Genomic DNA, 17,830 nt, shown 5'->3' on the forward strand with positions numbered 1-17,830 from the left:
TCCCCAAATGTGTATGTTACCCCCACTTGCCTATTCCTCGTCGTCTCTCTTCAGAGCCGGCTTCTTCAGTTCAGGATAGCTCACTCTCGTATGATAAATGGACTTGAGTCTTTCTATCAACACCTGCTTGGCCATCGCGATGTCGTGGAATGTGATCGGGCAATACTCAAAGTATCCCTCCTTCAGTTGTCCGTCCACAATCTTGTTCACGATATTGCTGATGCTGAATTCCGTATATTCCGGAAGCGAGCGTGCGGCAGCCTCAACGCTGTCTGCCATCATCAGGATAGCTTGTTCGCGGGTGAACGGATTAGGGCCTGGATAGGTGAAGAGCGAATCGTCTATAGGCTCATCCGGATGCTCGTTGCGATACGACACATAGAAATACTTCGTCATTCCCGCACCATGGTGAGTGCTGATGAAGTCCTTTATCACTCCCGGCAGATTATACTTCTCCGCCAGTTTCAGTCCGTCTGTCACATGGTTTATCACAATATGTGCGGCATCAATCCTCGACATGTTGTCGAGAGGGTTCACGCCATTCTGGTTCTCAGTGAAGAATGCCGGATTCTGCATCTTGCCGATGTCATGATACAAGGCTCCTGTACGCACCAGCTGCGCCTTTGCCCCGATCTTCTCGGCGATGGCAGAGGCAAGGTTGCTAACCATTATAGAATGCTGGAACGTTCCCGGCGCCACCTCGCTCAACCGGCGCAGCAGGTCCTTGCTGGTATTCGACAGCTCGATGAGCGTAACGTTGGATATGAATCCGAACGTCTTCTCGATGATGAGCATGAGAGGATACACGAAGAGCAGCATTATACCGTTTATCACGAAATACTTATACATGCTGTTGTCAATGGTAGTGAACGTATTGTCTGTCATCAGCTGCAGGGCGAAGTAGATGGCGCAGCTCGCCAACGTCACGAAGAGCGCCGTCTTGAAGAGCTGCCCTCGCTGCGATAGTTCCCTCAGCGAGTATATCGCCACGAGTCCCGCCACGAGCTGCACGATGATGAACTCATACTGATATTTCACCGCCGCCGCACACAACATCACCATCACGATGTGTGTAAGGAATGCCGTACGCGAGTCCATGAACACACGGATGAATATGGGCGCCATGGCAAAAGGCAGTATGTAGACGCTGAACACATTGTGTTCTATCATCAGCGACACGAGGATAGGAAAGACGGTGATCATCGCATAGAGCATGGCTATGCTGCGCGGCTTGCTGAAATAGTCGCGGCGGAACATGCCGAGATACATGGTGAAGAGGATTATGAAGAGCGAAACGAATATCACCTGTCCGGCAATGGTAGAAGGCACGGCGGTTGTGCTGGCGCTACGGCGCTGGGTCTCCTTTTCAAATGAACTGAGCACACGGAAGGTGTAGTCGTCAACGATTTCTCCCCTGTCCACGATTTTCTGTCCGGCGAGCACCATACCGCTTGCCAGCGGTATCTGCCCGAGCAGATCGTTCTTCTCTGCCTCGCTCCTCTCCTTGTCGTATATCAGGTTCGGCTCTATGTATTCGTTGAGATTGCAACGCTGCAGCTGCGCACGGTAGGGTGCGAGTCTCTCGTCAAGGTATATCTGCTCATAGGCGGTCATTGTTGACAACACTCTGGATATGCGCACGCTGTAAGCAGTCTTGCCGTCAATGACCCTTATCATCTTGGTGGTATCCTGGGCTATCGACGAGAATTCCGTCGCCCCCATGATTCCAGACTTGTACAGCTGGTGCAGCTTGTCTGCCACGATGTTGGTGTAGGTAGCCGGCATACCAGGCAGTCCGCCGGTGAAGTCCTCGAAGAAGCGTGTCATCTGGGCGCTCTCCATATTCTCCTTAAAGTTGAAGTAAGGTTCGAAGTTGCGCAGCAAGCTGTCGCGCTCCTGCTTTATCGCCTCGTCGGTCTTGTATATCGGGAAGTCGAACTTGGCAATCAGCGAACCATACATCCACGGCTTTCCCACGTCGTAGCGGAACTGCGGTCCGCTGTTGCGCGGAATAAACAATACGATGATGACCACGGAAATCAGGACCAGCGCCATACGGCTGAGGATCTTCTTCCATTGGTTGCGTTCAGACATGTCGTACTTATTCATATTCTCATTCTTTTATAAGTCCGGCGCAACGACAAACCAGTGTAGCTGGCGCCAGCATTAATTACAGTGTATTATCTCGGTTTTAGCCTCCGAAAAGTACCTATTATATATATATAAGGCACGTTTCAACTGCGAAAATACAAAAAATAATACAACAATTGATAAAAAAGTTGTATTTTTGCACGGTTTAGCATATATCTCTTGCCCAAATGCGGCATTACGAGGTAATAAAATCAATAAATTCACATATACACATAGCAATGTCAGAAAGAAAAGTTAGGGTGCGTTTCGCACCAAGTCCCACGGGCGCCTTACACATCGGCGGCGTGCGCACAGCATTATACAACTATCTCTTCGCCAAGCAGCACGGCGGCGATCTCGTGTTCCGTATCGAGGATACCGACTCCAATCGTTTCGTACCCGGTGCTGAAGAATACATCATCGAGTCGTTCAAGTGGCTCGGCATCAAGTTCGACGAGGGAGTGAGCTTCGGCGGAAACTATGGTCCTTACCGCCAGAGCGAGCGCCGCGACATCTACAAGAAGTACGTAGACCAGCTGCTGGATGCCGGCAAGGCATACATCGCCTTCGACACTCCTGAGGAGCTCGACGCCAAACGTGCAGAGATAAAGAACTTCCAGTATGATGCACACACCCGCATGCAGATGCGCAACTCGCTTGCCATGCCAAAGGAGGAGGTTGAAGCCCTCATCGCCGACGGCAAGCAGTATGTAGTGCGTTTCCTCATCCAGCCGGGAGAGGAGATCCATGTCAACGACATGATCCGCGGCGACGTGGTGATAAAGAGCGACATCCTCGACGACAAGGTGCTCTACAAGAGTGCCGACGAGCTGCCTACCTATCATCTCGCCAACATCGTTGACGACCATCTGATGGAGATAAGCCATGTGATACGCGGCGAGGAATGGTTGCCAAGCGCCCCACTCCACGTCCTACTGTACCGTGCGTTCGGATGGGAAGACACAATGCCACGCTTCGCCCACCTGCCTCTGCTGCTGAAACCAGACGGCAAGGGAAAACTGAGCAAGCGCGATGGCGACCGCCTCGGATTCCCTGTGTTCCCGCTGGAATGGCACGACCCCAAGACCGGCGACGTGAGCAATGGTTTCCGTGAGAGCGGATATTTCCCGGAGGCAGTAATAAACTTCCTTGCCCTGCTCGGATGGAACCCAGGCACAGAGCAGGAGCTGTTCTCTCTGCAGGAACTCGTGGAGCAGTTCGACATCACAAAATGCAGCAAGGCGGGAGCACGCTTCGACTATCAGAAGGGCATCTGGTTCAACCATGAATATATCCTGCGCAAGAGCAACGAGGAGATTGCAGAACTCTTCGCCCCGATCGTTGCCGGCAACGGCGTGGACGAGTCGATGGAGCGCATCACCAAGGTGGTGTCGATGATGAAAGACCGCGTAAGCTTCGTAAAGGAGCTGTGGCCTCTCTGCTCATTCTTCTTCATCGCTCCTACGGAATACGACGAGAAGACTGTCCGCAAGCGCTGGAAGGCTGACTCTGCCGTGGTAATGGGCGAACTTGCCGACGTGATAGAAGGCATCGACGACTTCTCTCTCGAAAACCAGGAGAAAGTGGTTCTCGCATGGGTGGAGAGCAAGGGTTACAAGCTCGGCGACGTGATGAACGCCTTCCGTCTGGCTCTCGTCGGCATCGGCAAGGGTCCCGGCATGTTCGACATCACTGCCTTCCTCGGCAAGGAGGAGACACTGAAGAGACTCAGAAAAGCCATTGAAGTGCTGAAATAACAAACCGCATTCTATATGCCCGCTCTCCCTTCCACCGAGGGAGAGCCACAAGGGCAGAGAGAGAAACTGGAATAAAGAACTAAAAGCAACAAAGAAGCAGGCGTGTACAACATCATTATATATATATACCTTCTTGGTGTGGCGATAGCCAGCCGTTGGAACAGCAAGATACGCAAGATGTGGCGAGGGGAAAGAGAAACTTTCGACATACTGAGGCAGAAGACAGACCCGAATGCGAAATACCTGTGGTTCCATGCAGCATCGCTCGGAGAGTTTGAGCAGGGACGCCCCATAATGGAGCGTCTGCGCAAGAGCCATCCCGAATACAAGATTCTCCTCACATTCTTCTCCCCTTCTGGATACGAAGTGAGGAAGAACTACGAGGGGGCCGACATCGTCTGCTACCTGCCGCTCGACACTCCGCTCAACGTCAGACGCTTCTTCAAGATAATACACCCGGAGATGGCGTTCTTCATCAAGTATGAGTTCTGGTGGAACTACATGACATACATGAAGAAACACGACATCCCCGTATACAGCGTGAGCAGCATCTTCCGCCCGCAGCAGGTGTTCTTCCGCTGGTATGGCAACAGCTATCGCCGCGTGCTGAACTGCGTCACACGATTCTTCGTGCAGAACGAGAAGAGCCGCGAACTGCTCGCCACACTCGGCATAACGAATGTGGAGATTACAGGCGACACGCGCTTCGACCGCGTGCTGGAGATAAAGCAGAGCGCAAGTCAGAAGCAGATGCCTATCGTGGATGCCTTCGCCAAGGGCTACAAAGTGTTCGTTGCCGGAAGCAGCTGGCCGCCAGACGAGGATATCTTCATCCGCTATTTCAACGATCACAAGGACTGGCGCATCGTCATCGCCCCTCATGTGATAGGCGAAGACCATCTGCAGCAGATACTCTCGAAGCTCAACCGCACCGCCGTGCGCTACACCCAAACCACTCCCGAAGAGGCAGCCAAGGCTGACTGCCTGATAATTGACTGCTTCGGACTCCTGTCGAGCATATACTCTTGTGCAAAGGTCACCTATGTGGGTGGCGGATTCGGAGTGGGTATCCACAATGTGCTGGAGGCTGCCGTATGGAACGTGCCGGTGATATTCGGCCCCAACAACAAGCGTTTCCAGGAGGCTCAGGAACTGCTCGCCACACAGGGCGGAATGGAGATAAACAGCTACGAGGACTTTGAGAGAATCATGGACCGCTTCGACTCTGACGCCGAATATCTCAGCATTTCGTCTGATCTGGCCGGTGCCTATGTGAAGACGAAAGCCGGTGCTGCCGACAAGGTTATCAAGGGTATGGGACTATAATGGAATAATCACGACCGACTTCCTGTCAGCAGGACAACAAACAATATGACAAGCCCCGACATTCTTCACAGGCCATGTGGTCTGCATAGAATGCCGGGGATTGCCGTATTTATTCATTCATGTATGTCTGGGGGGCTGACTTCTTCCAATTCGAGAGTCAGCATCATCATTTGCCCTGGAGCTCGGTTCCGGAGATTTTCTTCAGACTGTTGATCGCCACATTAAATATACCCTTGATATATTTGTCGGGAGTACGCTCCTGCAGCTCTTTCATACCGTCGATACACAATGCGCGCTCATCCATAGTCATCACCGATCCCTTCTGCTTGCAGAGGTCGAGGATGGAATTTGCGAGTCCGGTCAGCAGGTTGGTGTTGTCAATATTGTCTCTCAGATTATTGAGATAAGCGGCACGAAGGTTGCCGAACTGCTGGATGGGATCGGTGTTGCTGCCCACGAGAGGTTTGGAAGCAGACTGCTGCATTCCCTTTACATTGCCGTCGGCTCCTATTTTCATGACGTTTCCCTCACCATCGTCAATAGTCATCGAACCATCTTTCTCTATCACTATCCGCTGCCTGTTCGACTTGAGGATGGTCTTGCCTTCTTTCGTCTCTATAGTATCGGTACCATCAACGATTTTCCCGCCAAAAGCCTTTGCCAGTTTTCCCAAGTCGCCCAGACCTGACAGTACCGAGAGATCGCCAAGGTCGAACGAGTCATCATCATCGTCGTCGTCATCAATGCTGTCGAGCTTGTCTGAGAGGTCTTCAAGATTCTCCTCCTGCCGTCACTCTATTAACGCACAATACGCAGGATTATGAACAGACATTAATATTGTTTAACAATCAGACAATAAACTTGTACACTAAAAACACGAACAATGTGTCGAAAATGTGTAGATTCGCACAAAACAAGTACCAAAAATGTGTAAAGCTTCACATTTTTAGCACATCAACGATTCAATACCTCCTAAAAAAACCGCAACGCCGTCGAGTTGACACGCTGCGGTTTTTTGATTATTTCCTAAGGATTATCGTCATTTTATCTGCACCTTGCCCGTCTTGATGCCGTTGGCAGAAACGGTCTTGATGATATACATGCCCTTGGCAAGTCCGCCGACAGCCTGGCCCGCTGTGGCGTTTGACATTTCTGCAACCTTGTTGCCGGCGAGGTCGTAGACTGAAACACGGGCTTTCTCTGTCATGTCGAGAGTAGAGATGCCGGAAGTCTCTTGTGAGTAGGTCACGTCGTCGACATAATATGTCGCTGCATTGTCACATCCACGGGCGCTTGTGAAACGGAACGCCATGAAGAACACGTCGGCAAGCTGCTGACCGGTGAGGTCTACGGTATACGGATACCACTTGCCGCTCTCGTCCTTGGTGCAAGGCATGCGGCATTCTGTCAGAGGCTGGATATACGGTTCGCCCTCAGTAATGTCGACATAGCAAAGTTCGAGCTTGTCTGTCTGGTTGTCCTGCAGATAGTCGCCGCGCACCCTGAAAGTGAAGATGTTGTTCTTGGCGTTCTTGAAGTCGAGCGGAGGAGTGACGAGCATCATCTGCACCGGTACGCCCATGCCGCTCTCCATCTTGGAGTCGAATGGAGTGATCTTGGCTACCTTCTCGTTCGGACTCTCCTGGTCGTAGTCTGGGAATGAATATCCCCACCATGCCCGTGTTCCGATGATGGCGGAGTTGGTCCAGCGGTCGAGAGCGAGAGGTTTGTTGCGGTCGATGTTGTCGAAGGTCTCGTTGAGTTCCGTCAATGGGTTCTCGTCGCTGAGCACGAAGTCTACGCCTTCCTTAGGTTCTTCTTGTGGCTCGCCTGTGGCAACGCCTGAAATCGGAACTTCAACGTCTTCCATGCCGAGGGCTGAGAAAACGAGTGCTGTGGAGTATGTTCCCTCCACCTTGGGCTGGAAGGTTATCTTCACGGTATTCGCCATGTTGCGCAGGAGCATCGTGTTGCTGAGAATGAACTGTCCGGCGTCCTTCACCTTCACGTAGGTATAGTCTGGCATGTTTGCCGTGGTCACCTCGATGGTCTGCTCGCTGCTCTCGTTCACCTTTGCCGTGAACGGCTCCAGGGCTGTCGGGTTGAGGGTTATGGTTGGCGGATTCTGCTCGTCGATGGCGTATGCACTGAAGTTTATGGTCTTGTAGTAGTCCTCGATGCTCGGACAGTTTACCATCAGGTATGCCTTGTGTACGGCAACCTCTGTCGGGGTGTAAGAAATCACGATGTCGGTCTCCGTAGAGCCTTTCTCGACAGTAGACTGCGAGATTGAGAACTGGTCGGCATTCTTGCCGGCGAGTTCGAAGGTGGTGGCATATTTCATGTTCTGTGCCGACACATGGATGGTTGCCACTTCAACGGTCTTGCCCAATGCTCCTGCAGCCTGGGTAATCTTCTCCGGGGTTATCGTGATGACTGGTTCGCCCTGAGGCTGCTGCTCCACGATGTCTTCAGCTCCACGCGGACCGATGATGAGCATTTTCTTGGATGTGAAGAGTCCGGTGAGCGTCACGTCGGCTGTAGGGATTGCCGTGCCGATGAGCGATGTGCCCTTGAAGATGCGCACATTAGCCTCTTCAGTTCCGTCGGTGACTACTGGCTGCTTCATGCCTTCAGCGAAGGTAGCGCCTTCGGCAACGTCTTTGAACTTGAGGTCTTTCACCTTCACCACCTGCTGCAGATAGTCGGCGGGCGAAGCCTTGAGCTGAGAGAGAGTGGCCTCAACGGGAACCACCACATTGCCTGTAGAGAGCACCTTGCCGAGGTTTCTGTTGAACGGCATCGCACTGATAGTGCCCATCACGTCTTGTATGCCGAGAATGACGCCAGTGAGTTTGTCGCCCACGTTATAATCGGTCTTGGTGAGGATACCCCATTCGTCTGACAGAGTGATGGCGCCGGTCTCGTCTTGCAGATAATATACAGGTTTGTCGCCGCCACGGTCTACAAACGAGACTACCGCCTCGCCGGTATAGTTATAGGTGAGTCCTTGCTCCGGGTCTTCACTATAGAGGGCTTTCAGGGTCTTTATCTCCGGTACGGTGTATCCCGTCCATGAAATCTTTATCTGGGAGTCGGCGGCTCCCTCGCTCTTCAGCGTGAGCACAGCGTTCTGTGTGCCTTCTGTATATGCCACGTTGATCTTCAGCTGTGCTCCATCGCCACTCATCGCATCGGCGGCAGAAAGGGTGGCTGGCGACACGGTGACTGCCGGAGAGGATGACTCCACGGTGATATCGCCGGTGAGGTTCTCACCAGTGACGGTGACTGTCTCGCTGTATTCATCGCCTGTATACACGTCGCCCAGAATGATGTTCTTCTTCGAGATGCCAACCCTCGGTGTCTTATCCTCGCTTTTCTCACCGAAGAGGCCGGCGAAGGTGTCGGAAATGCGCACTGAGGCGACATACAGTTCCGGAGAGGTGACGGTGGCGTTGGTGCCCTGGCGCAACTCAAAGCCCTGCAGACCATAGTTGCCCAATCCGCTGCCGCTTTGGTTCACACCGTCGATGACGGCGTTTGGAGTTGCTGGTTCTTTCTTGAAATTCGCCGGGTTGACATATAGGTACACGTTGTCCTTGCCCTTGTCCTGCGAATTTATCTCATATCTCAACACCACGAGGTAGGTCTGGTTGAGCTTCAGCGGAGTGTCTGAGAATACCGGATTCGCCGCACCGCGCTCTACACCGATCTTCACTTCGTCGTCGCTGGTGCCTTCACCGATGAAGAGTCGGCCGAGTTCCACAGGATTGATGCCTGCGGCGATTACCGACTTCTTGGTTCTCGGCACAAACGCCATGACGTAGACATTGCCCTGAGGCTGGCTCTCCACATTGATGAGGGCTGAGAAATACAGGTTGCCTGATTTCACACCTTCATCATCGTCGGTGAATCTCATCATGAGGTCTTCACCAGACTTAACAGATGTTATCTTCACGCTCTTTGCCGGAGCGTCGTCGTTATATCCAGGATAAGAGAGCTGCTTGTCGAGCACCTGGATCGGGGCTTCGGCATTGCTGCCATAACGCACCCAACCTCCCTGCGATTGCAGGTCGCCCACGGGATAATCGAAATCTTCTTGGAAAATGATCTGTGCCGCGACTCTTTCTGGCAGAGCACAAATGGTGACGAGAAGCATAGTGATCCATGCTGCCATCGTCTTTGATTGGAATAAGTGTTTCATATTTAAAGGGGTTTATAATGTTGATACTCGTGTCACAAATCACAGATTTTGCAAATATAGACATTTTTAAACAAAATACAAATATTTTACGCCACTAAACTGCATTTTTACAAGATTATTATAATATTTGTGACAGAAAGGAGAAACAGTCATAACGGAAATAGTATAAAGAAAAATGTCATATCACAAAAAACGGTCGAAACTGTCAGATTGTCTGGTTTTTCATTGTAACATTCTGACAAACAGACAGTTGACTATCTGACGATTGTCAGCCGATTGTCTGGATGATTTGCAGATAAGAGGAAGTATCTGACAGCAGGTGTTCAGACGACAGGAATTGCATGTGTTGGCAGAATCCTGAAAACAGGAATATGGATATTACAACATTAACTTATTGGGCAACCGCCTGGCGTCTTTTCTGCCCATCCGGGGCAAGCAGCGTGCCCATGTGGGGCAAGCACCTTGCCCTTGTTGGGCAAGCGGCGTGCCCATTCTACGTCAAATCGGTCATAAGGTGTAAGTATGCGCTAAATGAATTCCGGCAACGTGTCATTCCTTATTTATAATAAGGATTTTCAGGCTCTGAATGACTACTACGACATGACGAACGACACATATTTTTCCGGTTAGACAGAGAATTATTACACCTGATGCTTTGGACTTTATAGAAAATACATGTATATTTGCATAACACTTTGCGGCACTCGGCAAATTGAGAGTAAACTCTCTTTTGCACTCGTTGGCAAAGTGTTTGCAGAAAACAAATAAGTATAAAGCCTATGATGGTAAACATTGCTAATCCGATATACGACTCTGTATTCAAATACCTTATGGAGGACGAGCGCATAGCAAAGACTCTTATCTCCGCTCTTTTGAAAAAAGAAGTGGTAGAGGTTGACATGCGCCGCAACGAATATACCAACGGTACAAGAGACAATATTTCAATGTTCAGAATCGATTTCGGAGCAAGGATAAAAGAAGAAGACGGCTCGACGAAACTTGTGCTCATAGAACTACAGAAGACATGGCTCGAAACGGAGACGCTACGCTTCCGCCAATATCTCGGTGCACAGTATGCCAATCCGGAGAATATCCTTAAAGACTGCGAAAACGACGGCTACGGCATCCCTATGATTGCCGTATATCTGCTCGGACATAAAGTGGGCGATATAGAAGAACCTGTGCTGTACGTCAAGCATAAGGCTCTTGACTACGACGGGAACCATGTTACGAAAGGCATTCCAGACCCCTTTGTTGACAGTCTTACGCATGACAGCATTATCGTGCAGATACCTCGTCTTAGAGGACACGTGAACAACCGTCTCGACAAAGTGCTCAGCGTCTTTGACCAAAGTCTGAAGGAGAAAGGCAACCACCAGGTATTGAGCGTTGATGAAGACAAGTTCAATGGCGACCTTGAGATGATGCACATCCTGCACCGGCTTATCACAGCAGCCTCTGACTCAAAGCTGCGCCAGGACATGAACGTGGAGGACGAATTCTTCTCGGCTATAGAGAACAGGGATACTGCCCTTATGCAAAAGGACAAGACTATTGCTGAGCAAAAAGAGCAAATACACTCTATGGTAAAGGCTATGTTAGGCAATGGAATGTCTATAGAAACAATCTCCAATATAACGAAGATACCACTTGAAGAAATCTCAGAAATGACAAAATAAAATATAAGAAAATCTGAATGTTCTTAATCCCCTTTCATCAGCAAACCATCCAGACAGTTGGCTGACAATCGGACGACAACCAACTGTCTGTTTATCAGAATGTTACAACGAAAAACCAGATAATCTGACAGTTTTTTTGAAAATTCTTGATTTTACTGAAAATCAGCGTTATTGGCAACTTTTACTCATATCGACACTCGCTATTACTCATCAAAAGCCAAACAAAATCCACTCTTCTAAAAATCCAAATCCAAGCAAGCCCTAATGACCGATTTGGGTTGAATTAATTCCGCCAACCGGCAAGGTCTGTATATCCCTGCAATATGGCGACATTTATAAACCACAAAAGAAATTAGGATCTTCTGAATTAATACAAAACGGAATTGCAAGTTCAAAACTTTGCGATTCCGCTTTTCTATTTTCTTGATGATGCAAATTGCAACAGCAAAATGTATGGCCAGAATGTCATTCCGGCTGATATTTCAACACATCGTCAGGATAAAGGATGCAGCAGTCTACCTCGGAAAGAGGGTGCTCTTTAAGGAAGAGCACATACACGATATTCTTGCCTTGCGAGAATGGAGCCTTTTCTGTCTTTGCCTTCAGTTTGGCAAGCAGACGGTCTGCAAAGTCTGCTGATTTCCATTTGCATTCTCCTACAAGGATTGTGTTCTTGTCACCGATGGCTTCTGCCACGACATCAAACTCCAGGTCTTCATAGCCTACAGGTGTCTTACGCCCGTCTTCATAAACAGAAGCCTTTCCCCACCAGCGGCGGGCCATCCCCCATGTATGTCCGAAAAGCTCGTTCCCCGAAACAGCTGTCTGACACAGCCGCTCCCATACATTCCCTACGAATGCAGGGAAACCGCTTCCTATTTTCTGCATAACAAAAGATGTTCTTCCGAGAGCAAGCATCGAACGGTGAGGCTCGATAAACGTATAGTAGAACGCCATGAAGTTGTCATCGATGACATACAATGTCTTTTTTGTCTTTTCCTCACTTTCACCGAAAGGAATTTCTTTACTGATATACGACATCTCCGTCAAGGCATTCAACGGCTTGGATATCTCCGTCGTCTTCTTTCCTATGGCTGATGCCACGGCAGAATATCGTGTGTTGCCATGCCCGAGGGCTGTCATGATGGACTGGAATGGAGCTATGTCGTTAGCCTCATCAATAAAGAGCGCACTCGGCTCACCGTACAGAATGCCGTGCTCGTCGAGTATCAGTTCGTTTATTGCTTCGCGCAATGACGGATATTCCTCACGCAGAGTCCAATAGCGGGGCACACCGCCCCACACGCTGTACTCTTCTATCGTGCTGACAGCGTCTAAATGTATGGCTTCCTGCCAATGCTGCGGACGAATCGGACGAAGGTTCATCTTTTCGTGTGCCCTGCCGTATAGAGGGTCTGTACTGTCAAGTACAAAATGCTGCATCATACGCTGTGATGAACCGCAGATTACAAGATTATACCGCAGTTCACCACTATCAAGGATATGCTGCAAGACGGAAGGCAAAGAGGAATCCTTCTCCACCATATATGGGAACTCATCAAGTACGAGCACGGTATTTTCCCTGCATACCTTGTTGAATGCCGTAAGCACAGACTCCCACGTAGGATAAAGAGGCATGTCAAATCCGCTGTACAAATTGGCTATCGTACCAGCCAGGAGCGAAATCTGCACTTGTGTCTCTTGGCGGCCTGCTTCAAAATACACGTCTTCGTCAGTTATCACTCTCTTCAGCAATGTTGACTTGCCAAGACGTCTGCGCCCATATATCACGACGAATTTCTTCGTCTCGGATTCAAAAGCCCTTTTAAGACGCTTCTGTTCCTTGCCTCTGTCTACAAATTCCATAGAATATGATTTTTCTGAAAATGATTTTTCAAAATATGTTTTTGCAAAAATAATGTTTTTATGAATGCGCTGCAAGTGGAAACATATATTTTATGCATACATAATATTGATTTTTTCTTTCCCCGAAGGGTTATACCGACTGCTCGTCCAATAGGAAATCAAGCACATTCATTATTACGATACCGTCGTCGTTCTGGTATTTCTTTATGCGGTCGCCGGTTATGACGTATTTCATGAAACTGTCGTCGATGCGGAGCAAGGAAGCTGACTCCTGCTGCATCTTCTCTCTGTCTGGCAGACTGAGTGCCGACTGTATGTAGCAGCGCTTGTAACCACGGTTGCACACGAAATCCACCTCAAGCATTCGCCTTACCTTGGTTCCTTTCTCGTCTACGGTATTCACTTCCACATTGCCGACATCAACACTATAGCCCCTTGCACAAAGTTCATTGTATACGGCATTCTCCATAAGATGGGTCTTCTCCTGCTGACGGAAACCGAGCAGGGCATTGCGTATGCCCAAATCGGAGAAATAATATTTCAACGGAGTACCGATGTATTTCCTTCCCTTCACGTCATAACGGTTGCAAGACTCCAGAAGGAATGCATCAGAAAGGCATTCGATGTATTTCTTTATCGTTGCCGGACTTATGGATACATTCTTCACAGACTGGAAGGTATTTGAAAGACGCTGCGGATTTGTCAGTCCACCTATCCCCGAGGCAAGAATCTTGAAGAGATCATTCAGTTCTGAATCGTTCTTTATCTTGTTTCGGTTCACAACATCTATTATATATGTCTCAGCCAGCAGACTGTCAAGGAGCTTCACTTTCTCCTCTTCCGTTTTCAGAAGCACTACAGGTGGCAGTCCGCCATAAAGCAGATATTCGTTCCAGCCATCCTCGCGGTCGCCCTCATAAACGCTCATGAACTCTGCAAAGCTCAATGGCGACACATGTATCTGATAGCCCCTGCCACGAAATTCGGTTATTATGTCCTTTGAAAGGAACTTGGCATTGCTGCCCGTCACATACACGTCGGCATTGGGGATATGCAACAGTCCGTTGAGCACATCCTCAAACTCATCAAGCATCTGCACCTCATCAAGCAATATATAATAAGGTTGGTCGTCGATAATCCTGCCCTTCACGTAGGCATAGAACTTGTCGGGATTGCGAAATTCCTTGAAAGCGTAATCATCGAAAGCCATTTCCACGATATGGTCGTTCGCCACTCCATTATCCTCAAGAAACCTTCGGAACAGTCTGAACAGCAGGAACGATTTGCCGCAACGCCTCATTCCTGTAATAATCTTCACCAGTCCGTTATGCCGACAACTGACCAGTTCCTGCAGATATTTATTTCTCTCTATAACCATAGTCTACAAAAGATTTTTGCGGATATCCGCATTTTTCTTCTGCAAATATAGTCATTTTATCAATTCCATGAAAGATTTTTGCGGATATCCGCAGTTTTATTAAATAGAGAAGACTGGGATGATGTTTGTAGCGTTACTAAAACGTACTCTAAAACGAGAACATAGAACTGGGCACCCTATAAAGTAATATCCGTTGATGGGATCAATGCCTTGGTAAGTCCAAGCCTCACTTCTTTGTTAGGCACGTCGAGAGTATAGTAGTCATAATCTCTGTTGTAGTCTTTTATGGTGATGTAGCCGCTCTGGTAGAGCAGCGGCATTATGGTCGGCATATTCTCCGTAGGAGCATCAAACTCGCTGGCAGGAGCCTCAACACGTGTAATGTCGACAGGCTGCACATCGTATTTGCGCATCATGTTTATAAGAAATGTTTTCCCTGACAAACTCCTTTGGCTGTCAAACAGACAGAAGACATGCAACGGCATTGTAGCACTTATGTACGAATATGACAACATTGTTGAAACCATACTGTAACATAACGCCCCTATCTTTGCACCGGACAAAGAAAACAAACGATTTTATTGTATGGACAGAAAGGTAAAGAAGGTTCTGGCAACCACAATGATGATGGTCGTCCCTGTGATAGGGACAATGGCCGCCGACATCATCGGCAAAGTGACCGACGCAAAGTCGAATGAGGCTCTCATAGGAGCTACGGTGCAGGTGGACGGCACCGATTTCATTGCCGCTACTGACATTGACGGCAACTTCAAGCTTACAGGATTGGATTCAAACGCCAAGTACTCGCTGACGATAAAGTACGTGGCATACGAGAATAAAAAAATTGACGGGGTTCTGGCGAGTGACCAGCCTCAGATGATTAGCGTAGCGCTGACGCCCGAAGAACAGACGCTGGGTGAAGTCACCGTAACCGGGATCGCACGGAGAAACACGGAAACGGCTATGGTGCAAGTAGCGAAGAACAGTCCCGTCATAGTGAACAACGTCTCGGCACAGGAAATAGGAAAGACACAGGACTCCAATGCGGGAGAGGTGATCAGACGTGTGCCGGGCGTAAGCCTCATCGATGACAAGTTCGTGATGGTGCGCGGCTTGTCGCAGAGATACAACAATGTGTGGATAAACGGTGGGGCGGCACCAAGCTCTGAGGCTGATTCGAGGGCTTTCTCCTTCGACCTCATACCGAGCGCACAGATCGACAACATGCAGATCGTGAAAACGCCGTCACCGGAATATCCTGCCGACTACACCGGTGGATTCATCGTGGTGAACACCAAAGACATACCGGCAGAAAGCATCACGCAGGTGCAGGTGGGCGGCAACTGGAACACGACATCGGTGTTCCACGACTTCACACATGCCAAGGGTTCGGCAACTGATTTCCTCGGATTCGACAACGGCATGAGAAGTCTCAACGGGGGATTCAATGCCTCACTCCGCCCTATCGGCAACGGAGGAACGGACCTGACGGGGAACGGACTGAACAATGATTGGACAACAAAGAGCATGAAGCCTTTCGGCGACCTGAAACTGTCGGCAAACATCGGCAGAAGATGGAAACTGGGCAGAAACCATCTTGGAATGATTGCCGCATTGAACTACACAAACGAATACCGCACGTTCAGTGATATGCAGAACAACCAGTTCGGTGTGTACGACGAGCGCAACGACCGTTCCATATACCTGAGCAACTCTCTCGACAACCAGTATAACCACAACGCCCGTCTCGGCGCTATGCTCAATCTGACGCTGCTCACTGCCGGAGGCAACAGCAAGTTCCAGATGAAAAACATCTTCAACCAGCTGGGCAACGACCGCTACACGTTCAGACAGGGAGTGGACGAACAGAACAACGACACTCGCTCGGCGGAATATTACTATCGTAGCCGCACGACATACAACGGACAGTTCACGGGCAAGCATACGCTGAACGACGATGAACTGGACTGGAGTCTCAGCTACTCTTATGCCAACCGCAACGTGCCTGACCGCCGACGCTATCTGCAGAACGACGCTCTGGAGACGGGAACGATACAGCTGACCACAGGAAACGACATCTCGAGGGAATGGACAAAGCTCGACGAGCATATACTGTCGGCTGCAGTAAACGACAAACACGACTTCGACCTGAACGGATGGAGACCATCCATAAAGGTTGGTGCATACGGTGAATACCGTACACGTGAATACAAGACTCGCGAGTTCATATACAACTGGGAGCCGGAAAACAACACTCTGCCTGCGGACTTCCGCAAAAGCGATTTACCTACACTGCTGAGCAACAGTGACAACTTCGGACAGGACAAGCTGTATCTGCTGGAAGAGCCGAACATGAGAGACAACTATAAGGGACACAACACTATGGGGGCAGGATATCTCGCTGCCACCATACCCCTTGGCAAACTGAACGTATATGCCGGCGTGCGCTATGAATACGACAAGATGGAACTGGTGACCAACACCCGCGACGACCGCCCGAGCCCGTTGAGCCATTTCTATAAATACAGCGACCTTTTCCCGTCGCTCAACACCACATACAAAATCTCCGACAAACACCAGCTGCGCCTCTCATACGGCAAGACGGTGAACCGCCCGGAGTTCCGCGAAGTGTCACCGTCGGTATTCTACGACTTCGACCTCGCCGCCGACGTGAAGGGAAATACGGAACTGACACCATGCTACGTGCAGAACCTCGACCTGCGCTACGAGTTCTACCCATCAAGAGGCGAACTGATCTCTGTGGCACTGTTCTACAAATATTTCGACGCTCCGATAGAATGGACATATACCCTCTCTGGCGGCAACAGACTGATATACTCTTACACAAATGCCGACCACGCAAACAACTACGGTATAGAGGTGGACATAAAGAAAGACCTCTCGTTTATCGGACTGCCGAACTTCAGTTGGTCGTTCAACGGAGCACTGATAAAGAGCAGAGTGAACTTCAGCGGCACTACGCTGATGGAAAACCGTCCTATGCAAGGCCAGTCGCCATATCTCGTGAATACGGGAATCTTCTACAAGAACGAAAAGCTGCAACTCGATGCCGCCCTACTCTACAACCGCATCGGAAAAAGAATCATCGGTGTGGGACGCAGCGAAGGAACGACAAGTGGCAACGAGGCGCTCAGAGTGCCCGACAGCTACGAGATGCCACGCGACGTGCTCGACCTGTCAGTATCGAAGAAATTCGGAACACATTGGGAGGTGAAGGCAAACATACGCGACATTCTCGCCCAGAGGGTTTACTACAAGGAATTCGTGACGGCAACTCTCAACGACGGCACCACAAAGAAGGTGGAGCAGATAACGAGAAGTTTCAAGCCTGGCCGCAACATCGGTCTGAGCATCACCTATAAACTCTAAGAGCATACCCCTTCTATATAATCCAGAATTCCCAGAAGACCTAGAAAGCCTAGAATATCTTGAAAGTCTATAATAGGCTAGAATATCTAGAAAGCCTAGC

The 17,830-nt window shown here is 49.6% G+C and carries 9 protein-coding genes and 1 pseudogene; 4 read left to right on the forward strand and 6 right to left on the reverse strand.

What is annotated here, in order from left to right; translation table 11 throughout:
• Positions 1–30 precede the first annotated feature (30 nt).
• Positions 31–2,109 (reverse strand): HD family phosphohydrolase, encoded by a 2,079-nt coding sequence (locus ST42_RS07925; RefSeq protein WP_022316799.1) that lies wholly within the window; start codon positions 2,107–2,109, stop codon positions 31–33.
• 260 nt (positions 2,110–2,369) lie between these two features.
• On the opposite strand from ST42_RS07925, the gene gltX reads away from it, so the two are divergent.
• Both gltX and ST42_RS07935 read left to right on the forward strand, forming a co-directional pair.
• Positions 2,370–3,887, forward strand: coding sequence for a glutamate--tRNA ligase (gltX, locus tag ST42_RS07930; protein WP_042519477.1), 1,518 nt, complete (start codon positions 2,370–2,372; stop codon positions 3,885–3,887).
• Positions 3,888–3,989: 102 nt separating this feature from the next.
• Complete coding sequence (locus tag ST42_RS07935) at positions 3,990–5,213, forward strand: 3-deoxy-D-manno-octulosonic acid transferase (RefSeq protein WP_044073093.1); 1,224 nt, start codon at positions 3,990–3,992, stop codon at positions 5,211–5,213.
• Between the two features lie 166 nt (positions 5,214–5,379).
• On the opposite strand, the gene ST42_RS07940 is transcribed toward ST42_RS07935, so the two are convergent.
• Entirely contained in the window at positions 5,380–5,886 is a 507-nt protein-coding gene (locus tag ST42_RS07940; protein WP_044073094.1) for a hypothetical protein, read from the reverse strand.
• A gap of 366 nt (positions 5,887–6,252) precedes the next feature.
• Entirely contained in the window at positions 6,253–9,417 is a 3,165-nt protein-coding gene (locus tag ST42_RS13195; protein ID WP_082028619.1) for a DUF5689 domain-containing protein, read from the reverse strand.
• A 779-nt stretch (positions 9,418–10,196) separates the two neighbouring features.
• Between ST42_RS13195 and ST42_RS07950 the strand changes: the two genes are divergently transcribed.
• Positions 10,197–11,096, forward strand: a complete 900-nt coding sequence (locus ST42_RS07950) for a hypothetical protein (RefSeq protein WP_316931652.1) — start codon at positions 10,197–10,199, stop codon at positions 11,094–11,096.
• Between the two features lie 465 nt (positions 11,097–11,561).
• Here the strand turns inward: ST42_RS07950 and ST42_RS07955 are convergent, their stop codons facing one another.
• The 3 genes and pseudogenes from ST42_RS07955 to ST42_RS07965 form a co-directional block, all read right to left on the reverse strand.
• Positions 11,562–12,962, reverse strand: a complete 1,401-nt coding sequence (locus ST42_RS07955; protein WP_044064466.1) for an ATP-binding protein — start codon at positions 12,960–12,962, stop codon at positions 11,562–11,564.
• A gap of 130 nt (positions 12,963–13,092) precedes the next feature.
• The gene (locus tag ST42_RS07960; protein ID WP_044064467.1) at positions 13,093–14,340 is read right to left on the reverse strand and encodes an ATP-binding protein; all 1,248 of its coding nucleotides are present in this window, start codon (positions 14,338–14,340) and stop codon (positions 13,093–13,095) included.
• Positions 14,341–14,516: 176 nt separating this feature from the next.
• Positions 14,517–14,771, reverse strand: a pseudogene (locus ST42_RS07965) (AAA family ATPase); the annotation flags it as partial.
• 154 nt (positions 14,772–14,925) lie between these two features.
• Here ST42_RS07965 and ST42_RS07970 point away from each other — a divergent pair.
• On the forward strand, positions 14,926–17,730 hold the full coding sequence (locus ST42_RS07970; RefSeq protein ID WP_044073096.1) for a TonB-dependent receptor: 2,805 nt from the start codon (positions 14,926–14,928) through the stop codon (positions 17,728–17,730).
• The last annotated feature ends 100 nt before the right edge of the window (positions 17,731–17,830 follow it).

It is taken from the genome of Prevotella pectinovora (assembly GCF_000834015.1).
Classification (GTDB): domain Bacteria; phylum Bacteroidota; class Bacteroidia; order Bacteroidales; family Bacteroidaceae; genus Prevotella; species Prevotella pectinovora.

Coding starts and splice junctions, on each gene's coding strand:
- ST42_RS07925 (WP_022316799.1), bottom strand. CDS start 2,109: ATGAATAAGTACGACATGTCTGAACGCAACCAATGGAAGAAGATCCTC.
- gltX (WP_042519477.1), top strand. CDS start 2,370: ATGTCAGAAAGAAAAGTTAGGGTGCGTTTCGCACCAAGTCCCACGGGC.
- ST42_RS13195 (WP_082028619.1), bottom strand. CDS start 9,417: ATGAAACACTTATTCCAATCAAAGACGATGGCAGCATGGATCACTATG.
- ST42_RS07950 (WP_316931652.1), top strand. CDS start 10,197: ATGATGGTAAACATTGCTAATCCGATATACGACTCTGTATTCAAATAC.
- ST42_RS07955 (WP_044064466.1), bottom strand. CDS start 12,962: ATGGAATTTGTAGACAGAGGCAAGGAACAGAAGCGTCTTAAAAGGGCT.
- ST42_RS07960 (WP_044064467.1), bottom strand. CDS start 14,340: ATGGTTATAGAGAGAAATAAATATCTGCAGGAACTGGTCAGTTGTCGG.
- ST42_RS07970 (WP_044073096.1), top strand. CDS start 14,926: ATGGACAGAAAGGTAAAGAAGGTTCTGGCAACCACAATGATGATGGTC.